Genomic DNA, 24,904 nt, shown 5'->3' with positions numbered 1-24,904 from the left:
CCTAACGGGTACTACGGGCCAACTGGCGGCCTCTTTCGATATCTACCCGTAGCAGCAGGACGATTCCCACCACAAAAAAGACGATCAGGGCCAGAATGGCATGACGCGTCGAGCCGGTGAGGTCGGCAATCAGGGCGAAGATCATGGGGCCGAAAATGGAGGCAAATTTGCCGCTGATGGCATAAAATCCGAAAAATTCGGCGCTTTTGCCTGTGGGGATCAAGGAGGCGAAAAGAGAGCGGCTGATGGCCTGACTGCCGCCGAGAATCAGGGCCACCACAAACCCCAGAATCCAGAATTCATAGGCTGCCGCCATGAAGAAGGCATAGATGGTGACGCCGGCAAAAAGAAAGAGGCTTGCCAGTACGGACCGTTTAGGGCCGAAACGTTCGGCCAGCCGGCCAAAGAGCAGGCTACCGGGCATGGCTACGAACTGGATCATGAGAAAGGCCCCCAGAATGGTACCCTGGCTCAAGCCCAGTTCTTCTCGGCCGAAAATGGCCGAGACGACGATGATGGTCTGGATGCCGTCATTGTAGAAAAGGAAAGCCACCAGAAAGAGCAGCAAATCCCGGTAACGACGGATTTCGGCAAAGGTTTTGACGTAATCCCGAAACCCCTGCAGCATCGGCTGCGGTTCATGGACGAAGACGTCTTCGCGTACATAGTGAAACATAGGCAGAGAGAACAGCAGCCACCACAGACCTGTCAGTAGAAACCCAGCCCGGCTGGCCGCCCCCGCATCGGCAAAACCGAAAACCCCGTGAAACTGGATCATCACAAAGACGACCAGCAGCACGAGCCCCCCACCGATATACCCTGAAGCAAATCCCCGCGCCGACAGGCGATCGACGTCGTTTCCCTCCGCAAGGGCCGGCAAAAAAGCATTGTAGAAAATGTTGCCGGCGGCAAAGCCGGTGTTGGCGATAACGAACAACCCCGCGGCCAACAGGTAGCGCCCGGAGGAGGCCCAAAAGAGGAGGGCGGTAGCCACGGAGCCGATCAGGCAGAAGAAGATGAGCCAGTGGCGCCTGGAGGCGCTACGGTCGGCATGAGCGCCGAGAAAAGGGGCCGAGATGGCCACCAGCAGCATGGACAGGGAAACGGCATATCCCCACAAGGCTGAAGCCGGCATGTTGTGCGTCCAGCCGAAAAGGCTGAGGCGGGCGCCTTCGACCGGCACCAGGGAGACAAAATAGACCGGCAGCACGGCGGCCAGGATAACCGTGGCATAGGCGGAGTTGGCCCAGTCATACAGGCACCAGCTGAACCAGGCTTTGCGGCGGGATGCTTCATTCATGATGGCTACCATCTGTGGCGAATATGGGAATGAGTGGCGGGCCGGCGCGGCGAGCGGTCAGGGTGAGCATAAACAAAAAAATGCCCCGGGCCAAGGAGGGAAAGCACCGGGGCGAATAAGTTGTTCTTATTCTGCCTACTAGCAACACCGGTGCCAATTGCCGCCGAACCTGTCAGAACAGGCCCTTAGAACCTTTCAGGGCTGTAAAGCTTGAATTCAGTCAAAAAAGCCGCATTCGTTAGATCTGTTTTTTTGACTCATCGGGCTCCTGCTTTTGGCGCTGGAGCACATACCCGCAGTCCGGCGGCAGCCACTGTACCGTTTCTACCAGGGACGGCGTGAGCTTGAGACAACCTTCTCCCACTTCGAACCGCTTGTGATAGACCTTGCAGGTGCGTTCAATCACGTCCAGGTAGCGGCAGGCAATGGTGGTGGGGAAAATCGTCCCGTTCTCGTCCACCCACTTCTCGAAACAGCACTGCCCGCAGCGCCGGCAGATCTCTTCCCACTCTTTTGAATCAGACATGTGACCGACCTGTCAACGGACTAAAAAAGCCAGGCCCCTGCGGGCCTGGCTGATGAAGGAAAAGGCGTTTAGGCGCATTCAGAATAACCACAGGCGTGACAAACGCTGCAGCCGCCCTCGTGTTCCACCGGGCCACCGCATTCGGGGCAGGCGCCGCCGTTGATGACCAGCTGAGCTGCCTCTTCCCCTTCGGTCAGAGTGTGCATCTGGATCGCCTTGGCCACGGCGTCGGCGCAGGAGGTGATGCGGTTTTCACCGAAGCCGGCCGGTTTGTGGCAGGTGATGCCGATGAGTTGCTTGACGGCCTGGCGGGCCTGGACGCCGCTGCGCCAGGCGAGAGAGACGAGACGCCCAATGGCTTCGCACTGGGACGCGGCACAGCCGCCGGCCTTGCCCATGGTGGTGAAGAGTTCGAAGAGACCGTTGCTGTCCTCGTTGATGGTGACATAGAGCGGTCCGCAGCCGGTCTCCATCTGGTAGGTGGCGCCGCGCAGGGCCCGGGGCCGCTCCTTTTTGCGGCTGCCCTTGTGGCTCTCCATGGGAATGGTCTCTTCGGCGCCCTTTTCATCCTTTTTGCCCACCGAGAGTACCTGCTGGTCGCGGGAGCCGTCACGGTAGATGGTGACCCCTTTGCAGCCCTGGTGATAGGCCATGCGATACACCTGCGACACATCCTCCCGGCTGGCGGTGTGGGGGAAATTGACCGTTTTGGAGACGGCGTTGTCAGTGTATTTCTGGAAAGCCGCCTGCATGGCGATATGGTCTTCAGGGGTAATATCGTGGGCGGTGACAAAGACGCGGCGCACATCCTCGGGGATCTGTTTGAAGTCCTGGATGGTACCGTGCTCGGCAATGAGCTTCATCAGTTCCGGTGTGTAGAACCCACGCTCCTTGGCGATCTTTTCAAATAGAGGATGCACCTCCACCAGGATGTCGTTGTCCAGCACCTGGCGCACATAGGAGACTGCGAACAGGGGCTCGATGCCGCTGGAGGCATTGGCGATAATCGAGATGGTGCCCGTCGGGGCGATGGTTGTACAGGTGGCGTTGCGCAGCGGCGGCTCCCCCTTCTGGTCGTACAGGCTCCCCTTGAAGTTGGCGAAGGCGCCACGCTCCTCGGCGAGCTGGCGGGAGACCTGACGAGACTCGGTCGTAATGAACTGCATGACCTTTTCCCCCAGCGCCACAGCTTCCGCACTGTTGTAAGGGATGCCGAGCAGGATGAGCATGTCGGCCCAGCCCATGACCCCGAGGCCGATCTTGCGATTGGCCTTGGTCATCTCCTCGATTTCCTTGAGGGGGTAGGTGTTGACCTCGATCACGTTGTCGAGGAAGCGGGTCGCGGTTTTGACGACGTCGCCGAGTTTTTTCCAGTCCATCTTGCCCTTGTCAACCATGTGACTGAGGTTGATGGAGCCGAGGTTGCAGGATTCGTAGGGGAGCAGGGGCTGTTCGCCACAGGGGTTGGTTGCCTCGATCTCTCCGACCTGGGGAGTGGGGTTGTCCCGGTTGAGGCGGTCGAGAAAGATGATCCCCGGTTCACCGTTGGTCCAGGCCATTTCGACGATGTGTTCGAACACCTTGCGGGCATCCATTTTCTTGACCACATCTTTGCTGCGGGGGTTGATAATCTCGTATTCCCCACCGTTTTCAACTGCTTCCATGAAGGCTTCGGTCAAGCCGACGGAGATATTGAAATTGGTGAGCACCTTCTGGTCCCGCTTGGCCATGATGAAATCCATGATGTCGGGATGGTCGACCCGCATGATCCCCATGTTGGCGCCGCGGCGGGTACCGCCCTGCTTGATGGTCTCGGTGGCTGCATCGAACACCTTCATGAAAGAGAGGGGACCGGAAGAAACTCCTTTGGTCGACAGCACGACGTCATTGGCCGGGCGAACGCGGGAAAAGGAAAAGCCGGTGCCGCCGCCGCTCTTGTGGATCAGGGCCGTCTGCTTGATGGCCTCGAAGATGCTCTCCATCGAGTCACCGACGGGCAGGACGAAGCAGGCGGAGAGCTGACCCAGTTCTCGTCCGGCGTTCATCAGCGTGGGAGAGTTGGGGAGAAAGTCGAGGGATGTCATCAAATCGTAGAATTTCTTGGCCAGTTCATCCGCCTTGACGCTCGACTTTAGACGCGTTTCGGCCGCAGCGATGGCGTCGGCGACCCGGTGAAACATGTCGGACGGCGACTCAAGCGCCTTGCCGTCGCTGTTTCGTTTCAGGTAGCGTCTTTCCAGTACGGTGAGGGCATTTTTGGAGAGGGGCAGATGGCTGCTGGCGGGCTGTTTCTTCATAAGGCGTCCTTTTTTGTCATAACTGAGAAAAACAAAGAGCGGCTGGTCCATGGACCAGTAAATTGCCAGGATACTCAATATTGTGTGGTCGTCCAGATTTATTCCACAAGATGTCGTGGTTGTCAAGGAAGTCCTTGGGTGATTTTTAAAAATAACCAAAAAGGTGTTAATTGCGGCAGGAAAATTATCTTTACACTTTTCATTAATATGTTAAAACGGTGTTTTATGGGGGGGGTGACCAATGAAAGGATGGATGGAAGGTCTGAAGTCAACGGCGGCCAGTAACCGGCAACTACAGGAACTTTTCAAGGCGTCCCAGGTGGCTTTGTCGCCACAGGACCTTGACGAACTGCTGGCCAAACTGCTGCGCATCGGTATGGAAAGCCTCTCCATGCCGGCCGGGAGCATCGCCCTGTATGAGGAGGAGACCCGGCAGCTGGTTCTGCACGCGCACCGAGGGTTGAGCCCTCAATTTGTGGCCCGCGACCGTTGGGTGGTTGAAGAGGGGGATGTCACCCAGAGAATACTCCAGCGGGGCGAAGTTTTCGTCATTGAAGATACACAGATGGCCTTTTCGGTGACACCCTGGCCTTTGGAAAAAGAGGGCATTCGTTCCCTGGTGGCTTCTCCCCTTAAATGCCGTAACAAAGTAGTCGGCATATTTTATCTGGACGATTTCGAGCCTCGTCAGATTCACGACTCTCAGATCCAGATATTTTCCATCATTGCCTCTTTTGCCGCTCTCTGTATAGACAATGCGCAAATCCGAGCCCAGGCCGACTTTTTTACCCGCACCGACCCCCTGACGCGTCTGTATAATCAAAGTCAATTCAAATCTCTTTTCCAACAGGAACTCTCACGTTCCCAGTATTATGGCTTTCCCTTTTCTCTCATCCATTTCGATCTGGATGACTTCAGGCGCTTCAATGACAGTTTCGGTCATTCAAACGGCGATATCGTCCTTAAAACGGTAGCCCGCCTGCTCAGGGAATCTTTTCGGGAATTCGATACCCTTTTTCGCTATGGCGGAGAGGAGTTCATCGCGATTTTGCCAGAGACTCCGCTGGAAGAGGCTCTAAAACTTGCCCAGAACGGGTGCCAGCTTATTTCGCAGAAGTCCCATCGGGATCTGCCTATTTCCGCCGCCGGTCCGGTAACGGCCAGCGCCGCCGTGGTCTCTTTTCCCAAAGACGGTAAAAATCTCAACACGTTGTTGCGCCATCTGGATGCGCTTCTGTTCCTCCACCGCGATGTCCCAGGTCAGGTCCATATCCTGCCCGACGACGCCGTCGAGATCTGATTCCGTTATTTCGCCTAAGTCGTTCTTTCCGTGGAATTTCCCCGTCGAAAGAGGTTGCCAACCTCGGCCAGCAATGGTAATTATGCCGTCTTCATCGGCGTCGGAAAATAGATGCTGTGCAATGTCTGGTTGCCTGTTTTGCCGCCGCCTGTCATAATGCGCAGGCAGGCTAGGGGCCCCGTCACCCACATTATATCGAGTGTATATGGCTTTGTATCTGGACAACGCAGCGACTTCCTTTCCCAAGCCCGAGTCGGTTTATCGTGCCGTTGAACAGACCATGCGCACCATCGGGGCCAGCCCGGGCCGGGGAGGGTATCAATTGGCCGTAGAGGCCAGTCGCCTGGTCTATGAAACGCGCGTCGCCCTGGCCGACCTTTTTGCCATTGAAGACTCTTCCCGTATCGCTTTTACGGCCAACGCAACCGAAGCCATCAACCTGGCGCTTTTCGGCCTGCTCAAGGCCGGGGACCGGGTTGTTACCTCTGGCATGGAACACAACGCCGTGGCGCGGCCTCTTTTTGCCCTGCAGGAAATGGGCGTCCAAGTCGTCCAGGTTCCGGCCGATTCGCAGGGATTCATCGATCCCGAGGACGTCAAGAAGGCCTGTCGGGAAAAAACGCGACTGGTCATTCTCAATCATTGTTCCAACGTCACGGGAACCCTGCAGCCCATTGAAGAGATTGGCCCCTGGTGCCGCAAGGAAGGTATCCTCTTTATGGTCGATGCCGCCCAGAGCGCCGGCCTGTTTGCCCTCAATGTCTCTGCCCTCGCCATCGACCTGTTGGCGGTCCCCGGACACAAAGGCCTGTATGGTCCCCAGGGTACGGGTTTCCTGTACGTCCATCCTGGTTTGAACCTCAAGCCCCTTCTTTACGGAGGGACCGGCAATGCCTCCCATTCCCTGAGCCAGCCCGAATCGATGCCCGAACATCTGGAAAGCGGAACGGTCAACACCCCGGGACTGGCCGGACTCAAGGCGGGCGTCGAATTTATCGCCGAAACGGGAATCGAAGCCATTCGCACTCACGAAAGAACCTTGCTGCAACGCCTGATGGATGGCCTCCGGCAAGTAAAAGGCGTCGAACTGTACGGGCCACGGGATTTCCGCTATCATGGCGGTGCCGTTTCCTTTAATCTGATCGGGCGGGATCCGGCCGAAGTCGGTTTTCTGCTCGATCACGAGCACCAGATCTGCTGCCGGGTCGGCCTGCACTGCGCGCCTGCCGCGCATCGAACCATCGGCACCTTCCCGCGGGGGACCGTGCGCGTGAGCCCCGGTTTTTTCAACACAGTTGACGATATCGATTGTTTTCTCACGGCGGTGGATGCCATTCTGTCACGCCCCGAGGCCTGATTCGGCCTGGCTGCCCAGATCAAAGAAAGGATCGTATGAAAAAGACCTTCATCCTCGACACCAACGTGCTTCTCCATGATCCTCAGGCTATTTTTAAATTTGAAGACAATGACGTCATCGTCCCTATCACGGTCATCGAGGAGATCGATAATTTCAAAAAAGATCTCAGTGAGACCGGGCGCAATGCGCGCCAGATTTCCCGTATTCTCGACTCCTTTCGGCAAAAGGCTCCCCTGGTCGACGGCGTACCCCTTGAAGGCGGTGGCATCCTCAAGGTGGAACTCTACACTGACGGCTCGATGAAACTCCTGCCGCCCGAACTGCGGGCGGATCGTGGTGACAACCGAATTCTGGCTGTCGCCATGGACATGAAAAAGCAGTGTTCCTGTCCGGTTATCTTTGTCACCAAGGACACCAACCTGCGCATCAAAGCCGATGCCATCGGTCTGCGGGCCGAGGATTACGAGTCGGATAAGGTCTCCATCGAGGAACTCTATTCGGGCACCGCCCAGGTTGTGGTCAACAAGGACGAGGTCGACCGCTTCTACGGTCAGGGCTACCTTGATTTTTCGGGACCCTATTATCCCAACCAGGGCATCACCCTGGCAGAGGCGTCCAATCCTTCCCATACCGCCATTGGTCGCTACAACGCCAAGATGGAACGCCTCAATCCCCTGGTTCGCCCTCCTAAGGACGGCGTTTGGGGCATTCTGCCTCGTAATCGGGAGCAGCAGTTCGCTCTGGACCTGTTGCTCGATGACGACATCCAGTTGGTGACCCTGGTCGGTAAGGCTGGCACTGGCAAAACCCTGCTGGCCATTGCCGCCGGCCTGTTCAAGTCCGCCGATGAAGGATCCTTCAGCCGGCTGCTGGTGTCGCGTCCTGTTTTTCCCATGGGGAAGGATCTCGGTTTTCTGCCGGGCGATGTCGAAGAAAAGCTGGCGCCCTGGATGCAGCCCATTTTCGACAACGTCGAACTGCTGCTGGGGGCGGTGGAGGAGCGTGGCAAGCGCAAAAGGGGCTACAAGGAACTCGTCGACATGGGGCTGATGGAGATCGAACCCCTGACCTATATCCGCGGCCGTTCCATCCCCAAGCAGTACATGATCGTCGACGAGGCCCAGAACCTGACTCCCCACGAAATAAAAACCATCATCACGCGGGCCGGGGAGGGGACCAAGATCGTCCTTACCGGTGACCCGTACCAGATCGACAATCCCTATGTCGATTCGTCCAGCAATGGCCTGACCTACACGGTTGAAAAATTCAAGGGCCAGGAAATTGCCGGGCATGTCACCCTGACCAAGGGGGAACGCTCCCAGTTGGCCGAATTGGCGGCCAACCTGCTGTAGGACTGACCCTTAGACCTTGTGAAGACGTTTTAAGAATGCTTGTACTCGCCATTGAATCTTCCTGCGATGAAACATCCGCCGCCGTGGTGCGCCATGGCCGCGAGGTTTTATCCAATGTCATCGCCTCCCAGGTCGATATCCACGCGCGCTATGGCGGGGTCGTTCCCGAACTGGCCTCGCGCAAGCACGTCGAGGCCATCTCCGTGGTTATTGACGAGGCTTTGGAAAAAGCCCGGGTTTCCCTGATGGAGATTGAGGGGATTGCCGTTACCCGCGGTCCCGGCCTCGTGGGCGCCCTGCTGGTCGGTCTTTCCGTGGCCAAGGCCATGGCTTTTGCCCGCGGCATTCCCATGGTGGGGGTTCACCATATTGAGGGGCACATTCTTTCGCCCCTGCTGGAGCAGGAAATCGATTTTCCTTTTCTCGCGCTGGCTGTATCCGGGGGGCATACCCACCTTTATAGGGTCGACGGCATCGGTCGCTATACTGTGCTAGGCAGGACCCTCGATGACGCTGCCGGCGAGGCCTTTGACAAGGTGGCCAAGCTGCTGGGATTGGGGTATCCCGGCGGTCAGGTCATCGACCGGCTGGCAGCCGAGGGCGACCCCGAGGCCATCCTTTTCCCGCGCCCCCTCCTGCACCAGAAAAATCTCGATTTCAGCTTCAGCGGCATCAAGACGGCTGTGCTGAATCACGTTCGCCACCTGAAATCGCAGGTGGATGAAGCGACTTTGCGAAATATCGCCGCCGGGTTCCAGACCGCCGTTGTCGAGGTTCTCACCCGCAAGACCCTGCGGGCGGCAGAAGAACACGGACTCTCGCGCATCGTCGTCGCCGGTGGGGTCGCCTGCAACCGGGGGCTGCGCCAATCCTTTCAAAAAGAGGGTGTGGAAAAAGGTTTCGAGGTGTTTTTCCCTTCGCCGGGTCTCTGCGGCGACAACGCCGCCATGCTGGCCGTCGCCGGCAATGCCTACTTGGAGTCCGGGTGCAGGGGGACCCTCGATCTCAACGCTGTCGCCAGTTGGCCCCTGGATCAGGCCGGCCTGCTTTCTGGAGATTGAGCCTAATTTATGTGGCGGCGTTTTTCTTTGGTCCGGCAACTTAAGTTGAATCTGCTTCTGCTTGTCCGCCTACGCAAGTCGCCGGACGAGATTGCCAAAGGCCTGGCCCTTGGAGTCCTGGTGGGTATGACCCCGACTTTCGGGTTTCAGATGATTATCGCCGTTTTTCTGGCTTTTCTGCTGCGTGAAAACCGCATTGCCGCCCTGGTCGGCGTGTGGGTCACCAATCCGTTGACGGCGCCGATCATCTACGCCCTTGAATACGAATCAGGTCGACTTCTGCTGGGTATGGAACACGCCAGGCTTCCTGCTGAATTCAGTTTCGCCGCGTTTAAAAGTCTGGGATTTGAAGTCCTGCTGCCCCTGTCTGTCGGCAGTATCATCTATGGATTCCTCTGCGCTTCGCTGACCTATGCGCTGACCCTGCGTCTTATCCCTATTGTCAAGACGATACGGATTTCTCGCTGGCCGAGACCCCGTCGTCCTTTCTGAATGAGTTGACATGGAACAATCCTATCATCGCCCTCAAAAACGTTTCGGGCAGAACTTTCTGCACGATGTGCAGGTAATCGACCGGATTCTCGCCGCTGCCGAGTTGTCCTCAGCGGATCGTGTGCTGGAAATCGGCCCTGGTCTCGGCGTGTTGACCGACCGGATGCTGCCCGTGGCCGGGCAGGTGGTGGTCATGGAGGTCGATCGCAACCTGGTTGAACGGCTCAAGCACAGAACCGAAGTGAACCTGGCCGTCTTTGAAGGGGACGCCCTGCATCTGGACTGGAACAATATTCTCACCGAACCTCCCTATAAGCTGGTGGCCAATCTTCCCTATAATATTTCCAGCCAGATTCTCTTCAAAATTCTCGATCATCGCCAGCTCTTCTCCCGGCTGGTGCTGATGTTTCAGAAAGAGGTGGGCGATCGTCTTGCGGCGGGACCCGGCACGCGCGACTACGGCATTCTCTCGGTGCTCTGTCAGGTCTGGTTCGATATCCATAAGGTGGTGAACGTGCCGCCGGGAGCCTTCAACCCACCCCCCAAGGTGCATTCCATCGTTCTGGAGTTTCAGGCTCGCTCAGAACCGAGGGTCGCTATTGATGACCCCGTCTTCTTTCGTAAGGTGGTCAAAGCGTCTTTTGCCCAGCGCCGCAAGACCCTGCGCAACTCTCTGACGGGTTCCGGCTTCGCGGCCGCGCAGGTGGATGGGGCGCTGGCACAGGCTGAAATCAATCCCGGCCGTCGCGGTGAAACCTTGACCCTGTCCGAATTCAGCCAACTGGCCCGTGAACTCAAGGCATCTTTTAACCCATAACCGCCCCGCCAAATGGTGGCGGCAGGAGGATATGACGTGTCCGATTGTTTTTGCAAAGTCAATGGGCGTCCCATCAGCGCCTTTGAATACCAGAACGCCATTCAGGGTTACGCCATGGACCGTTACCGTAAAACCATGGATCAGCTCTCGGCCGATGAACTGCACGCCATGGAAGAACTCGCCGAGGAAAAACTGCTCGCCCGTGAGCTGATTTTTCAGGAAGCCCTTTCCCAGGGCGCGGTTGCCGATGAAAAGGCGGTCTCCGAGGAGATGGCCAAGATTGTCCGGAACTTCCCGACGGAGGACGAATTCTACGGCACGCTGCAGAAGGCCGGCATTGAACCGGCGGTCTATCGGCGCATGATTCAGCAGGATCTGACGGTCAACCGCATGATCGCCGCAAAATTGGCCAAACTGCCGGAACCAGGGGCTGACAAAGTCAAAGAAATCTATCATCGCTACCCTGAGAAGATGCAGTCGCCCGAAAAGGTCCGCGCCAGCCACATTCTCATAAAAGTCAAGGAGGATGATCGGGAAGGGGCCCTGGCCCAGGCCCGTGACCTGCTGGACAAAGCCACCGAAGAGGATTTCGCCGCTCTGGCCCGGGAACATTCGGCTTGTCCCAGTGCGGGACGGGGGGGCGATCTCGGCTACTTTTCACGAGGAGACATGGTCAAGCCTTTTGAAGAGGCGGCGTTTTCTCAGGAAAAGGGCATTGTGCAGAACATCGTGGAAACCCAGTTCGGCTTCCATCTTATCCAGGTGCTTTCCCGCCAGCAGGCGCAAACCCTGACGCTGGAGGAGGCGACCCCCAAGATTCGCCAATTCCTTCAGGAAGAGGCCGGCGCCGATGCCCTGCAGGAATGGGTCGGCGAGCTTAAGGCCAGAGCAACCATTGAATTCATGTCTCGTTAGTGCAACTTGATTCTTTACCAAAGGCGCCGCTGTCAAAGCTGGCGCCTTTTTTTGATTAGATGGCTGGCCAGGGTGGCTTGCCTTGTCAAAGCCGCCGTCATGCATTAGTCTTAGCCTGAGACTCGTCTGCGGATATCCTCGTTAATTACTGCGCCAAAGGCGTCCTTTGAGCTGAACCGGACCTTTTGCCGGAACCACTGGAGATTTTGCATGGACATCAAGGTCGTATCCGGAACCCAAGGTGTATCGCCCCAGGAAATGGATCAACGCATCGACGCCGTATTGCGCGGTTATCGAGCCAAGGTAGAGGATACAAAGTACCAGTGTCTGGCCGCCCTGGCCGAGTCCCTGCGTGCAACCACGCCGCTGTCTTATATGGCCGCGGCTTCAGAGGACCAGATCGCTTCGTGGCTCGAAATTTTTCTCGGTCTGCTTGAAGCGCCGCGGCAGCAGTTGGTTGTCGCCCTTGAGCCTCTGGAGGTGGAAGGACACGCTCTGCTGGTGACCAATTCTCCGGATGCGCCCTTCCTGCTCGATTCGGTGCAATCGTACCTTCTCAGCCATCATATTGATTTTCGCCTGATCGCTCACCCCATTCTGACCGTCCACCGGCAGCAGGATCACCTGGTGGCCATCGACTCCATCGAGGCCGCTGGGCCGAAGGAATCTTTCATCATCATTGAAATCGAAGGCGCATCCTCCGAGACCTATCTGCGGATCGAACAAGGGGTGCGCAAGGCGCTCTTGGCCACCCTGGCCGTTCACCAGGACGGCGCCGCCATGAAGTCCCGTCTGCAGGACATGCAGGATCTGGCGCAAAAGGGTGGCTTCGCCGATTTTTGGAGCTGGCTGCAGGACGGCAACTTTTTGCCTTTCGGCTACCATGGCCTGGTCCTGTCCAAAGACCGTCATGGGACAGCAACCGTGCATCTGCAGGTGGAAGATTCCCTTGGCATCCCCTTTGACCCGGAGGAGGTGGACCTCTCCTCTCCCCGGCCTTTGGACGACTGTCATGAACCGACCTGCGCCCGTCTGCAGCGGGACCGCGATGTCGTGGTGGATACGCTGGAGCGGGTGAGCCTTGTCTACCGGGCGGATCCACTTGTCTATATCGGCGTTCGCGAAGAGATGGCCGACGGGCGGCGGTTGGAACACATCTTCCTCGGACTCTTCTCGTCCCAAAGTGCCGACGAATTGGCCTTTAACGTGCCGGCGCTTCGGCAGCGCTTCGAAGATGTTTTAAGCCGTCTTCACATATTGCCGGGTAGTCACGATTACCGTAAAACCCATGAGATTTTCAATACCTTCCCCAAGGTCGAACTCTTCTTCATGAGTGACGAAGAACTGACCCAGACGGTCCGTTCCTTCGCTCTGCTTTACCGGCACGACGCTATCAAGATTGTGGCGACGCGCAGTCTGGCGGTGCAGGGGATTACCCTGCTGGTCATCATGCCGCGGGACTATTATTCATCCGAACGGGTGAACCGTATCGAACATTATCTTTCCCTCTTTTTTCAGACCCAACGGGTCGTCTCCAAGGTGATTCACATCAGTCCGGACTTTATCAGTCTTCATGTCCATATTCACATTGATCAACCGAAAATCGTCCTCGATATGGATCGCCTTGAGCGAGGGTTGAGCCGGAAAATCCGGCCCTGGGATCTTAAAATCCGCACCCAGCTGGAGCATCGGTTCGGTGAGGTAGCTGGGGCGACGCTGGCCAAGCGCTATCAGGATGTCTTCCCTCTCGAATACAAAGCGCTGTTGCATCCCCGTTTTGCCGTGAGGGACATCCGCGGCATCGAGCAGGTTCTGCAGAGTGGCGAAGAAGTCCTCGATCTGTGGGGCCCTTTCGATGGTAAAACATACCGTTTGCAGTTCTACAGTCTCCACAACAGCTTCCTCAACGAACTGATCCCTTTTCTGGAAAACCTGAATCTGTGCGTTGAGGATGAAATCGACTTTACCGTCACCCTCGACCGCAAAAAGGTCTTCATCAAGAGCTTTACCATCCGGACGTCGCCCCCGAACGCCCTGGCTCTGGCCGAGGTCAAGCCTCTCCTGCTCGACGCCCTGCAAGCTCTGCGTCGCGGCCATGTCGAAAACGATTATCTCCACGGCATTCTTGTTCTAACAGGACTCTCCTGGCAGCAGATCGACGTTTTTCGCGGCTATCGAAACTATTACTTCCAGATTGGCTGTCCCTATACCAAAAAAAGGGTGGCCATGGCCCTGATTCACAATGCGGAAGTCACGCATCTGCTGTATCGCTATTTTGAAGCGCGTTTTCTGGACAAGCCGGACTGGGACGATCCCCTCACACGCGAGGAGGAGGCCCTGTCTCCCATCCGGATGCAATTGATCACGGCCTTGCAGGACGTATCGGATGTCAACGAAGACAATATTCTACGGGCTCTCTTCAACCTCATCGATTCGACCGTGCGGACCAATTTTTATCGACGGGTTGACAGCAAGGATTATTTTTTCGCGTTCAAGATCAGCGCTATGGGTATCATCGACATGCCGGCGCCCCGCCCCCTCTTTGAAGTCTACGTGCACAGCGCCACCATGGAGGGCATTCACCTGCGCGGCGGTCGGGTCGCCCGCGGCGGCATTCGCTGGTCAGACCGCCCCGACGATTTTCGCACCGAAGTTCTCGGTTTGATGAAGACCCAGATGACCAAGAACGCTTTGATTGTCCCGGTCGGCTCCAAAGGTGGGTTTATCGTCAAGACCCCGTACAGTAACAGGGACGAAGGGGCCGTGCTCTCCAAGGCTGCCTACCAGACCCTCATGCGTGGCCTGCTCGACCTGTCGGACAACAGGGTAGGAGATACGGTGGCTCGCGCCGAAGGGATCGTAGCGTACGACGAGGAAGATCCTTACCTCGTTGTCGCTGCCGACAAAGGGACCGCGCATCTGCCCGATACGGCCAACGCGGTCAGCCGAGAATACCGATTCTGGCTCGATGACGCCTTTGCCAGCGGCGGCTCCCACGGATATGACCATAAAAAGTTGGGTATTACGGCACGTGGGGCCTGGGAATGCGTCAAATCTCACTTCAGAGAACTGGGGCAGAATATCCAGAAGGAGCCTTTTACCGTTGTCGGTATTGGCGACATGAGCGGGGACGTCTTTGGCAACGGCATGCTCCTGTCTCCGCACATTCGCCTGGTGGCCGCCTTTGACCACCGTCATATCTTCCTGGATCCTGATCCCGATCCTACCGCCACTTTTGCCGAGCGCCGGCGTCTGTTCAATCTGCCGCGCTCCTCCTGGGACGATTTCAACCGGCATCTTCTTTCCGAAGGGGGTGGCATATTCGCTCGTTCCGCCAAGGAAATTCCTTTAAGTCCGCAAGTCCGCAAGTTTTTGGGAATCCGTCAGGAGAGCATCGATCCCAACGGCCTGATCAAGCTTCTGCTGACGGCCGAGGTCGACCTGCTCTGGAACGGCGGCATCGGAACCTACGTCAAGGAGAGTGGCGAAAAACACGAAGACGCCGGTGACCGCAACAACGATGCGGTCCGGGTCGATGGCAATCAACTGCGGGCCCGGGTTGTCGGCGAGGGGGGCAATCTCGGCTTTACCCAGCGGGCCCGTATCGAGTTTGCCCAGAACGGCGGCCGGATCAATACCGATGCGGTAGATAACTCCGCCGGAGTGGACACCTCAGACCATGAGGTCAACCTTAAGATCTTCATGCAATACCTTAAAGACAAAGGGAAAATTGCTTCCCAGGGCGAGCGTGACCGTATTCTGTCCGAAGTGACCGACGAGGTCTGTTGCCAGGTGCTGGCCAACAACTATGAGCAGCACCTTTGCCTCTCCCTGGATCTGTGCCGCAGTCAGGGCGAAGTCGAACCTTATGTCCAGTTGATCGACAGTCTCGCCCGGAGCGGCCTGCTCGACCGACGCGGCGAATTCCTCCCCTCCGTCAAAGATATTCAGGCGCGGCAGGGGCAGAAGCTGACCCGGCCTGAGCTGGCCATCCTCATGGCTTACAGTAAAATGCAGCTCTACCAGGGGCTTCTCGAGAGCGATCTTCCCCAGAGCCCGGAAGCCAGGGATTTTCTGCTGCGCTATTTCCCGGGCCCCATCCGGCAATCTTTCCTGACCGAGCTTCCCGATCACCCTCTCGCCTGCGAAATTACGGCCACGGTCATTACCAACACCATCATTAATCAGGCGGGCAGCGCTTTTCTCAACACACTGGTTCAGCAGACCGGCAAGCCCCTGATCGACGCGGCCGCCGCTTATTTGACCTTCGACCGCATGCTCGAAGGCGAGCGCCTGCGTACGGGCCTATACGCCCTGGACAACGTGCTGCCCGCCGAACGCCAGCAGGCTCTTCTCATTCGTCTCGAAGGGGCTCTGCAGTCCTTGTGTCATTGGTCGCTTCTGCACGATGTATGGAACTCTCTGGCTGAAAAGGGGATCGAAACCCTGCGTGAGAATCTCGCCCTGTTCTACAAAACCATTGGCGGTGTGCTGCCTGCCGAGATCTGGGCCGGATGCAAGGACGAGGCGGCGACTTTGACTGAAGCCGGGCTGGATGAGGAGGTCGCCCACCACCTGTCCCTGCTGGATCACGCCGCCGATTTCCTGCCGCTGATGACCCTCGCGGAGGAGACTGGGGGAGATTTTTATGCCGTCGCCCAAGCTTTCAAGGAGGTCCGTCAGCTTCTCGGTTATGGGGACCTGCTCAAGGAGGTGGAACGGGTGCCTCTTCGCGACCGCTGGGACCGCATGGCGCGGCGCTCTCTTCAGGAAGGTTTTGAGGCCGTCGTCTATGATTTAGTACGGGGGGTTATGGACAAACATCAGGGCAACCTCGACGCCCTCTGCTCCCTTCGCAAGCAGAAATTGCGCCGCTACCAGGGGCTGCGGGAGAGTTTGCGTGGCCAGGTTGCCGTTAACTTCCATCCCTTTACGGTTCTGTTGAACGCTGCTGAAGGGCTGTGTGTCTGAATTCTGAAACAAAGAAAGGATGATGAATGCTCAAAAGAAAACTCGGTCCCTCTGTGACCTTCTTCCCGCAACCGACCACCCTCGTCTCTTCTGTGGACGGCCAAGGGACCTCCAACCTGATGACGGCCTCCTGGGTGGGGATTGTCAGCAAGACCCCGCCCACCATCGGGCTGTCGCTGAACCATTCACGAAAAACCTACGCGAATATCAAAGCGACTCAATCCTTTGTGATCAATATGGTACCGGCTTCTCTTGCGGTTGAGGCGGATTATTGCGGGCTTAGATCTGGGCGCGAAGATGAGAAGGCGTCTGTCACCGGACTGACCCTGGAATCCGCTTCTTTGGTCGAGGCGCCTTTAGTGGCTGAATCCCCCCTCAGCGTGGAGTGCCGTCTGATCTCCGAAATTCCCTTGGGCGAATACAGCCTGCTGCTGGGGGAAATTGTCGAAATACACGCCTGTGAGGAGGCTTTTAAAGACGACGGGAGGATGGATGCCTTGGCATTTGACCCTCTGGTTTATTTGGGGGGGATTCGCGAATACTGGAGTCTGGGGGAGAAAAAGGCCCAGGCCTACCGTGATGGCAAGAAATTTTTCAAACCTTGAAACAGGGCCGATTTTTAATGTTTTTTTTCGATAAGAACCTCGTTTGAAGTCTGTCGGGACAATATAGCGGTGGACACTCCACTTTTCAGTATGTTATAGGGAGAAACGCTTTTTTACGATTTCATTAAGGCCCGGAACCCGTACCGGAGCCCGGGGGAACCCGACGTCAGAAAAGCCGCATAAATAGATACCGCCTGGATCTTTGGACCGGGACGGAAGGTAAGCAACGAAGAAGACGGGCGTCTGCCGCCCTTGCTGACCCCATGCCTTTCGGATCCCGTCCGGAAGGCTTTTTTTGTGGCGGTCGCCTGAATTGTCGAAAGGAACCAGTTGGCGTGAATAAACAGAAGTCCATTCTCGATATCCAGAAAATGAAGGAATCCGGTGAGAAAATCACCGTACTGACGGCCTACGATTATCCCTTCGCCCGGTTGATGGATCAGGCCGGCATCGACATGATTCTGGTCGGTGATTCCGTCGGTTCTGTGGTCGCCGGCTACGACAACACCCTGCCGGTCACCATGGATGAGATGATCTATCATACGCGCGCCGTGGTGCGCGGCAGCTCCAGCGCGGTCATTATTGCCGACATGCCGTTTCTGTCCTACCAGGTTGATCTACGGGAGGCCCGTCTCAATGCCGGTCGCCTGGTGAAAGAGGGAGGGGCCCACGCCGTCAAGCTGGAAGGCGGCGAGAACATCGCCGCGACCATTGCCGCCATCGTTGCCATGGATGTGCCCGTGGTCGGTCATATCGGCCTGACTCCCCAGTCCATCCATCGCATGGGTGGCTACCGGGTCCAGGGGCGCCAGGATGAACAGGCCCGGCAATTGCTGGCCGACGCTCAGGCGGTGGCAGAGGCCGGTGCCTTCGCCTTGGTGCTGGAGGGCATACCGTCCGAGTTGGCCCGGCAGATCACGGCGGCGGTTTCTATCCCGACCATCGGGATCGGCGCCGGGGTCCACTGTGACGGACAGGTGCTGGTCATCCACGATATTCTCGGGCTCTGCGAGAAATACTCGCCCAAGTTCGTCAAACGCTTTGCCGATGTCTCCGACACCATCAGCCAGGGCATCGGCGACTATATCCGTGAAGTCAAGGACGGGACTTTTCCCGGCCCCGAGCACAGCTTCAAGTGAGGACAGGCATGACCAGCGCCGTGAATAAGACCCCAGAGATTGTCCGTTCTGTCGACCAGATGCAGCAGCGCTGCCTGGCGCTGCGTGAAGCGGGTAAGCGCATTGCCTTTGTGCCGACCATGGGCTGGCTGCACGAAGGACACCTTTCCCTGCTGCGGGAAGGCCGCCGGCGAGGGGATGTGCTGGTTCTGTCGATATTCGTCAACCCGACCCAGTTTGGCGCCGGCGAAGACTTCGACAACTATCCCCGTGATCTCGACCGGGACGCCGCCCTGGCCGCCACAGCGGGAGCCGACCTGATCTTCGCGCCCGTAGCCAGCGACATGTACCCCCGCGGCTATGCCACCTATGTCGATGTCGAAGGATTGACAGAGGTGCTGTGCGGCGCCAGCCGTCCCGGCCATTTTCGCGGCGTCACGACGGTGGTGACCAAGCTGTTCACCATTGTGCAGCCTCATGTGGCGCTCTTCGGTCAGAAGGATTTTCAGCAGCTAGCCGTGATCCGCCGCATGACGGTCGACCTCAATCTGCCTGTTGAAGTCGTCGGCATGCCTATTGTGCGCGAAGCGGATGGGCTTGCCATGAGCTCACGCAATGTTTACCTGAGCGCCGAGCAGCGCCGCCAGGCTCTGGTGCTTTCCCGCGCTCTGGTAATGGCCAGAGAGATGGCTGCCCAGGGCCAAATCGCTGCCGATGCGGTTATTGCTGAGCTGACGCAGCTTATTGCCGCCATGCCCGACGCCCGCATCGATTACCTTCAGATCTGCCATCAACGAACCCTGCAGCAGCAAGCCACCGTCGACCCTGATTCCGTCCTGCTGCTGGCTGTTTTTATCGGACAGACCCGCCTGATCGACAACGGCTTTTTGCTGGATTCGGCCCCATCCCAAGGCTGAGATCCGAAGAGGATGCGATGACACCGCGAGAACTCGCCAAGGCCAACCTGGAAAACCTGTACCGTATTTTTACGGTTCCTGAAAGCCCTGATTCCACCCTCGGCGAGGTTGACAGGGCGATTACCGACAACGTTACCGGTTTTCTGCAGGAGCACATCGTCGCCCTGGAACGCAGTCTGGAGGAGATCGAGGAAGATTTTTCCGATTCCCACATTCCTGAAGATCCAACCTACGTTTCCGACTATACCGACTTCGTCAAGGAGAAGCTGGTGGCCCAGTCGGTTCACACGGCCTCGCCCAGCTTCATCGGTCACATGACCTCGGCGCTGCCCTATTTCATGCTCCCATTGTCACGGATCATGACGGCACTGAATCAGAATCTCGTCAAGGTGGAGACTTCCAAGGCCTTTACGCCCATGGAACGCCAGGTGCTGGCGATGCTGCACCGTCTCATTTACGCCGAAGACGACAAGTTCTATACGCGCTGGATACATGACAGCGACCATGCGCTGGGTGCCTTCTGTTCCGGGGGGACGATTGCCAACGTCACGGCCCTGTGGACTGCGCGCAACCGTCTGTGCGGTCCGTCCGGCGATTTTCGCGGCATTGCCCAGGAAGGCCTATTTCGGGCCATACAGCATCTGGGCTGCCAGGGGCTGGCGATCCTGGTCTCACGTCGGGGACATTACAGCCTGGGGAAGGCCGCCGACGTGCTGGGTATTGGACGCGACAACCTGGTGCTGGTTGAAACGGATGACAACAACCGGATGGATATGGGTCATCTGCGCCTGCAGGTCGAGCGGTTGCGGGGCCAAAATATTCGTCCTATGGCGCTCATCGGCATCGCCGGTACCACCGAGACGGGCAATGTCGATCCTCTGGAGGCCATGGCTGACTATGCCGAGGAAATCGGCTGCCATTTTCATGTGGACGCGGCCTGGGGCGGGCCCACCCTCTTTTCCAAAAACCACCGGCATCTTCTCCGGGGGATTGAACGAGCCGACTCGGTTACCATTGACGCGCACAAACAGCTCTACGTCCCCATGGGCGCCGGCATGGTGCTCTTCAAGGACCCCGCCGCCCTGACCGCTATCGAACACCATGCCGCCTATATCCTGCGCCATGGCTCCAAGGATCTGGGCAGTCATACCCTGGAAGGTTCCCGGCCCGGCAAGTCGATGCTGGTCCATGCCGGTTTGTCCATCATTGGACGCAAAGGCTACGAACTTCTCATCGATATGGGCCTCGCCCGGGCCCGCACCTTTGCCGACAAGATTCGCCGGCATCCCGACTTCGAACTCATGTCCGAACCGGAGTTGAACATCCTGACCTATCGCTACAATCCGGCTGATGTGCAGGCCGTTCTGGCCCAGGCAACGCCGGAGAGCCAGGGGCAGGTCAACGATCTGCTCGACCAGATCACCCGCCTGATTCAGAAAGAGCAGCGTGAAGTGGGCAACACCTTTGTTTCGCGCACCAGTCTTCGCTTTGCCCGCTATGGCCATGCGACGCTTACCGTCTTCCGGGTGGTGCTGGCCAATCCTCTGACTACCGACGACATCCTCGATGAGGTCCTGCAGGAACAGTGCGACCTCGTGCAGCATGAGGAGACTCAGGAGCTGCTGCGGCAGATCCGCGACATTCTGCGGTTGCCGCACTCGGCCCAAAAAGCCGGTTGATCGCTCGTCATGGTTACTCTCTATGCTGCTCGCTTTGTTCTGCCTATCAGTGCGCCACCGCTGGAGGATGGTGCCATCGCCGTGCGGGATGGACGCCTGCTTGCCGTCGGTTCCCGTCCGGATTTGGCGGCAGTCTATCCCCAGGCCCATAAAGTCGATTTTCCCGATGGTATCCTGCTGCCGCCGCTGGTCAACGCCCATACTCACCTCGAACTGACCCATTTTTCCGACTGGGCCAGGCGCAAGGGAGAGACTGCCACCCCGGCGTCCTTTGTCGACTGGATTCTGCAGGTCGTCCGGGTCAAGCGCGGCCTCGACCCGCAGCTTTATCTGCCTTCCCTGGAAGACGGCATCCAGCGGTGCCTGGCCGCCGGCACCGGTGCCGTGGGCGATATCCTTTCCTGGTTTCCCGCCCGCCTTGCCTACCGACAGGCTCCCCTGTTTGGCACCCTCTTTCTGGAAACCCTCGGCCGTCATCCTGAGCAGGGACGGCGGCTGCTGCATGCCGTCGGCGATATTCTGCGCGAGGGCATGGCGGGGCACCTGACTCTCGGGCTCTCGCCTCACTCACCCTACACTTTATCCGACCGGTACATGGAAGAGGTGGTGGCTTTTGCCAGGCGTCAGCAGGCTCCCCTGTCCATCCATCTGGGGGAATCGGCCGAGGAAAGAGCCTTTCTCGATTCCTCTGTCGGCGATCTTGCGAATGTTTTCTATCCTTATGTCGGCTGGCATCAGGAAGTTCCTCCGCCAGCCCATCGCACCCCTGCCTCCTATCTGAACGAGCGTGGTGGTCTGCTTCCATCAACCCTGTTGGCGCATGGGGTTCAGGTGGATGAAGAGGACATCCGTCTGCTGCGTCAAAAAAAGGTGACTCTGGCTCTGTGCCCCCGCTCCAACGCCCGCCTGGGTGTGGGCAAGGCCCCCGTGGCTCTTTATCGGCAGGCTGGGGTGCCTCTTGTGCTGGGCACCGACAGTCTGGCCAGTTGCGACACCCTGTCCATCTGGGACGAAATGGTCTTCGCCCTCGACTGGTTCGGCAGGACTCTTACCCCAGCCGAATTGTTGCGCATGGCTACCAGCGAAGGAGCTCGTGCCCTTGGCCTTGAGGGCGAGATGGGCTGTCTGCAGGCGGGCTACGGAGCACACTTCCAGATTCTCCGTCCGCAACGGCTGCCTTGCGCGGCTGGGCTCCTTGATTTTCTCTGCCAGCCTGGCCGCAGTGAAGAGGTCAGCAGCCTCTACCTCTGTGGCAGGGATGTCTTGCAAAAAGCCTGATCACCCCGTATAATTCGACCTTCGTAAAACCGGGTTGAGGCAGGGTGGAAGTTGACTTCGCCGCTGGAACCCGACGATATTCTGAGGTGTCCCATGATGGAAGAGGTTGGTACCGTTGTCGAGATCAAGGGTAAGGCCGTGGCCCTTGTCCTGTGCCAAAAAGGCTCCTTTTGCAAACACTGCGCTTCCAACGGGTTGTGCCAGGTCGGCAACGATAACAAGTCCATGCTGGTCGAAGCGCATAATCGCCTCGGTGCCCAGGTGGGGGACCGGGTACGTCTCGTTACCAGCACCAAGACGTTTCTGCAGTCGTCCTTCATGCTGTATATCGTTCCCCTGATTGCGCTGGTTATCGGCGCTGTCGCCGGTCTGGCCGTCGGTGAATGGCTGGAAAACGGTCCCGATCCCAATCTTCTCTCCGCGATCATCGGGGTCGCTTTTCTAGTCGGATCGTTCCTGATTATCCGGATAGGAACCCGCACCCTGGCTCGCGAATCCTTCATGCCTCACATTACCCAGATTGTTGACGACGAAGACCTGCCTGCGGGCGGATAGGATTTATGGGAATCAAGATTATCGCCAATAACAAAAAGGCCTACCACGACTATTTCATCGACGAGGTCTACGAGGCCGGCATGGTCCTTACCGGCACCGAAGTCAAGTCTCTGCGTCTGGGCAAGGTCAATATCAAGGAATCCTTCTGCCGCATCAAGGACGGGGAGATCTTCATCAACAACATGAACATCAGTCCTTACGAGCAGGGCAATCGCGAGAACGTCGACCCCACGCGGGTACGCAAACTGCTGCTGCATCGCGAAGAGATCAACAAAATCATCCGCAAGGTCGAAGAAAAAGGCCTGTCGCTGGTGCCGACCAAGATTTATCTCAAGGACAGCCGTGTCAAGCTGGAGATCGGGATCGGGCGGGGCAAGAAGCTGCACGACAAGCGCGAATCTCTCAAGCAGAAAGAAGCCGACCGCGAGATGGCCAAGGCCTTTAAGAACGTGAGGCACGGGGAGTAGGTCCAGTAAAACTTTTCTGGCGTTTTTCAAACACTTGTGATATAAATGTTAAACAAGTTTATGAGGTGTTGACGTAGCACCTCACCCAATTCGCTTAACTCCGTATATTTCAAAGGGGGTGTCAAGGTTTCGACGGGGATCGGAAGCGAAGGTGGCATGCCGGGGACGCCAGTGGGCCTCGTTAAAAAACTGGCAACAATACAAACGCCGACTCTGACGTTTCGTACGCACTGGCAGCTTAATTGCTGCCTCGTCTCTTTCCTTATCGCCCGCGTAGGGTCTGAGACGTCAATTTAGTGGGCTAGCTTCTGCAAGTGACTGCGGTGCAGGGGCGAAATAAAGCAGACTCGCCCGGTTCAAATCCTGTCTGTGGGAGCGGCTCCGGGTTAAACTCAAAACACCGACTAAGCATGTAGAAGCCTTACGTGAAAGGTTTTCGGACGCGGGTTCGATTCCCGCCACCTCCACCAAATTCAAAAGGACGATCCCAGCCGGGGTCGTCCTTTTGTGCATTTGGGCAGTTTGAACGAACTTCCTCAGTCAAATAGCAAATTCATGTTCATGGCCCGGTCGCGTAGACTACCTATCGTTAAGAAGAGGCCGTTTTTCTCCGCGCCTGGCTGCAGGGTAGTGATCACGGTTTTTCCGACAATCCAGCGACCTTCCCGACCGGTTAAGGTTCTGGTGCGCACGCCCCAGAAGGTATGCAGCAGGGCGGGGTGCCCCTTGTATTCACCCAGGTAGAGCATGATGTGGCCCGGTAGCTGAATCAGCGTAAGAAAGGGCCTTCCTTCTGTGAGGATAGTCCTTTCGCGATCCTTGGGAGTCTGCTCTGCCAAGGGAACGACTCTGCCCACCTGGGCCTGATCGGCGGAATTGCGCGGCAGCCAGAGCCCGAAGGGGGCAAAGAGGTCCCGGATGGTTCCTGAACAGTCGCGGCCCTCGTAGCTATCCCCCCAGCCATAGGGCTGTCCCATGAAACGTTCAGCCAGGCTGGCCAGTTTGTGTGGGGTCAGCACCAGCGGGAAGGGTTCGGCCTGGTCGTGGGGAATTGTGACTTCAACCCAATGGGCCTGTCGATTGAGGTCGGCCACGGGAGCAAGCACGGTGTCACTCGACAGGGTGCTGTCACTTACTGGCAGAATGGTGCCGATGTTGGCACTGAAAAGGTAGGCGCCGTTGGCGTCTTGCAGGGGGACCTCATCCTGGGTGATAACGACATGTCTGGCTGAGGCGGTCATCTGACCGGGGGGTACATCGATCCAGGCCAGTTGGCTGAGGGGAATCCAGCCGTAGAGTAGGGCCGTATCCACGAAAACCCAATCGCCATCGAGACTCTGATGGGTAACTCGCAAAGGAGTGCCGCCGGGCAGGACACCATGCTGCAGCAGATCGAAGGGAAAGCCCTGACCGGCTTGACCTGGGTCGTTAAACAGGGGGGAGTGGGTAGGCAGGGCCCGCACATCGACCCGCCGCAGGGTGACAGCGCGACGATCAAGGCTGGGATATTGTCCGGCATTGGCCTGACGAGTGAGTGTCTCCCGGCGTTCTGCGTCGAGGGGCTGCAGGTTGGCGGCGTAAACCTCGCCTTTGCTCATCCAATCAATGGCCCAGAAAGGGTGGTTGGCGCCGATGCGCTTTTCTTCTGTCTGCCAAGGGCGATAATGCTCCTCTAGAAATTGCGCCGCCAGCTCCCGTTGTTTCTCTTCCGGGAGAAGAGGCCGCTGTTTATCGTCGTCCTGCAGGTAGGCGAGAGGGCTTTGGGGCAGTAGGATCAGGTCCCGGACGATGCTCTGGGAGAGGTTGGGCTGGCATCCCGTCAACGACAGAACCAACAGAAGGATTGTGACTGAAAATCGTGATAGGCGTATCATCGGGACGAATCCTTGTCGCTGAA

At 57.6% G+C, this 24,904-nt stretch carries 19 protein-coding genes and 1 other RNA gene; 16 read left to right on the top strand and 4 right to left on the bottom strand.

What is annotated here, in order from left to right; translation table 11 throughout:
• Position 1: 1 nt before the first annotated feature.
• The 3 genes from MJO47_RS12790 to MJO47_RS12780 form a co-directional block, all read right to left on the bottom strand.
• Positions 2 to 1,300 (bottom strand): MFS transporter, encoded by a 1,299-nt coding sequence (locus MJO47_RS12790; protein WP_253961505.1) that lies wholly within the window; start codon positions 1,298 to 1,300, stop codon positions 2 to 4.
• A gap of 238 nt (positions 1,301 to 1,538) precedes the next feature.
• Positions 1,539 to 1,826 (bottom strand): hypothetical protein, encoded by a 288-nt coding sequence (locus tag MJO47_RS12785; protein ID WP_253961504.1) that lies wholly within the window; start codon positions 1,824 to 1,826, stop codon positions 1,539 to 1,541.
• 68 nt (positions 1,827 to 1,894) lie between these two features.
• On the bottom strand, positions 1,895 to 4,123 hold the full coding sequence (locus MJO47_RS12780; protein WP_253961503.1) for a vitamin B12-dependent ribonucleotide reductase: 2,229 nt from the start codon (positions 4,121 to 4,123) through the stop codon (positions 1,895 to 1,897).
• 241 nt (positions 4,124 to 4,364) lie between these two features.
• Between MJO47_RS12780 and MJO47_RS12775 the strand changes: the two genes are divergently transcribed.
• The 16 genes from MJO47_RS12775 (at position 4,365) to ssrA (ending at position 23,477) form a co-directional block, all read left to right on the top strand.
• Positions 4,365 to 5,423, top strand: coding sequence for a diguanylate cyclase (locus MJO47_RS12775; RefSeq protein ID WP_253961502.1), 1,059 nt, complete (start codon positions 4,365 to 4,367; stop codon positions 5,421 to 5,423).
• Positions 5,424 to 5,628: 205 nt separating this feature from the next.
• Positions 5,629 to 6,780 (top strand): aminotransferase class V-fold PLP-dependent enzyme, encoded by a 1,152-nt coding sequence (locus MJO47_RS12770; RefSeq protein ID WP_253961501.1) that lies wholly within the window; start codon positions 5,629 to 5,631, stop codon positions 6,778 to 6,780.
• Positions 6,781 to 6,815: 35 nt separating this feature from the next.
• Positions 6,816 to 8,132 (top strand): PhoH family protein, encoded by a 1,317-nt coding sequence (locus MJO47_RS12765; RefSeq protein WP_253961500.1) that lies wholly within the window; start codon positions 6,816 to 6,818, stop codon positions 8,130 to 8,132.
• 35 nt (positions 8,133 to 8,167) lie between these two features.
• Complete coding sequence (gene tsaD, locus MJO47_RS12760; RefSeq protein ID WP_253961499.1) at positions 8,168 to 9,193, top strand: tRNA (adenosine(37)-N6)-threonylcarbamoyltransferase complex transferase subunit TsaD; 1,026 nt, start codon at positions 8,168 to 8,170, stop codon at positions 9,191 to 9,193.
• Positions 9,194 to 9,238: 45 nt separating this feature from the next.
• Positions 9,239 to 9,685: a DUF2062 domain-containing protein gene (locus tag MJO47_RS12755; RefSeq protein WP_253961498.1), complete on the top strand. Its 447-nt coding sequence runs from the start codon at positions 9,239 to 9,241 to the stop codon at positions 9,683 to 9,685.
• Positions 9,686 to 9,695: 10 nt separating this feature from the next.
• On the top strand, positions 9,696 to 10,502 hold the full coding sequence (rsmA, locus tag MJO47_RS12750) for a 16S rRNA (adenine(1518)-N(6)/adenine(1519)-N(6))-dimethyltransferase RsmA (protein WP_253961497.1): 807 nt from the start codon (positions 9,696 to 9,698) through the stop codon (positions 10,500 to 10,502).
• Between the two features lie 36 nt (positions 10,503 to 10,538).
• Positions 10,539 to 11,417, top strand: a complete 879-nt coding sequence (locus MJO47_RS12745; RefSeq protein ID WP_253961496.1) for a peptidylprolyl isomerase — start codon at positions 10,539 to 10,541, stop codon at positions 11,415 to 11,417.
• 210 nt (positions 11,418 to 11,627) lie between these two features.
• Positions 11,628 to 16,388, top strand: a complete 4,761-nt coding sequence (locus MJO47_RS12740) for an NAD-glutamate dehydrogenase domain-containing protein (RefSeq protein ID WP_253961495.1) — start codon at positions 11,628 to 11,630, stop codon at positions 16,386 to 16,388.
• Positions 16,389 to 16,414: 26 nt separating this feature from the next.
• Positions 16,415 to 16,993 (top strand): flavin reductase family protein, encoded by a 579-nt coding sequence (locus tag MJO47_RS12735; RefSeq protein ID WP_253961494.1) that lies wholly within the window; start codon positions 16,415 to 16,417, stop codon positions 16,991 to 16,993.
• A gap of 335 nt (positions 16,994 to 17,328) precedes the next feature.
• The gene (gene panB / locus MJO47_RS12730; protein WP_253961493.1) at positions 17,329 to 18,132 is read left to right on the top strand and encodes a 3-methyl-2-oxobutanoate hydroxymethyltransferase; all 804 of its coding nucleotides are present in this window, start codon (positions 17,329 to 17,331) and stop codon (positions 18,130 to 18,132) included.
• Positions 18,133 to 18,140: 8 nt separating this feature from the next.
• Positions 18,141 to 19,028 (top strand): pantoate--beta-alanine ligase, encoded by an 888-nt coding sequence (gene panC / locus MJO47_RS12725; RefSeq protein WP_256502638.1) that lies wholly within the window; start codon positions 18,141 to 18,143, stop codon positions 19,026 to 19,028.
• Positions 19,029 to 19,045: 17 nt separating this feature from the next.
• Complete coding sequence (panP, locus tag MJO47_RS12720; protein ID WP_253961492.1) at positions 19,046 to 20,707, top strand: pyridoxal-dependent aspartate 1-decarboxylase PanP; 1,662 nt, start codon at positions 19,046 to 19,048, stop codon at positions 20,705 to 20,707.
• A 9-nt stretch (positions 20,708 to 20,716) separates the two neighbouring features.
• Positions 20,717 to 21,985, top strand: a complete 1,269-nt coding sequence (locus tag MJO47_RS12715) for an amidohydrolase family protein (protein ID WP_253961491.1) — start codon at positions 20,717 to 20,719, stop codon at positions 21,983 to 21,985.
• A 93-nt stretch (positions 21,986 to 22,078) separates the two neighbouring features.
• The gene (locus MJO47_RS12710) at positions 22,079 to 22,540 is read left to right on the top strand and encodes a SoxR reducing system RseC family protein (protein ID WP_253961490.1); all 462 of its coding nucleotides are present in this window, start codon (positions 22,079 to 22,081) and stop codon (positions 22,538 to 22,540) included.
• A 5-nt stretch (positions 22,541 to 22,545) separates the two neighbouring features.
• The gene (gene smpB, locus MJO47_RS12705) at positions 22,546 to 23,007 is read left to right on the top strand and encodes an SsrA-binding protein SmpB (RefSeq protein WP_253961489.1); all 462 of its coding nucleotides are present in this window, start codon (positions 22,546 to 22,548) and stop codon (positions 23,005 to 23,007) included.
• A 114-nt stretch (positions 23,008 to 23,121) separates the two neighbouring features.
• Positions 23,122 to 23,477: a transfer-messenger RNA gene (gene ssrA / locus MJO47_RS12700) on the top strand.
• 66 nt (positions 23,478 to 23,543) lie between these two features.
• Here ssrA and MJO47_RS12695 read toward each other — a convergent pair.
• Complete coding sequence (locus tag MJO47_RS12695; RefSeq protein WP_253961488.1) at positions 23,544 to 24,881, bottom strand: SH3 domain-containing C40 family peptidase; 1,338 nt, start codon at positions 24,879 to 24,881, stop codon at positions 23,544 to 23,546.
• Positions 24,882 to 24,904: the final 23 nt, after the last annotated feature.

Source organism: Desulfuromonas sp. KJ2020, from assembly GCF_024197615.1.
GTDB lineage: Bacteria > Desulfobacterota > Desulfuromonadia > Desulfuromonadales > SZUA-540 > SZUA-540.
The sequence above is the reverse complement of the archived record's forward strand: the minus strand, read 5'-3'. Positions and strand labels throughout refer to the sequence as shown.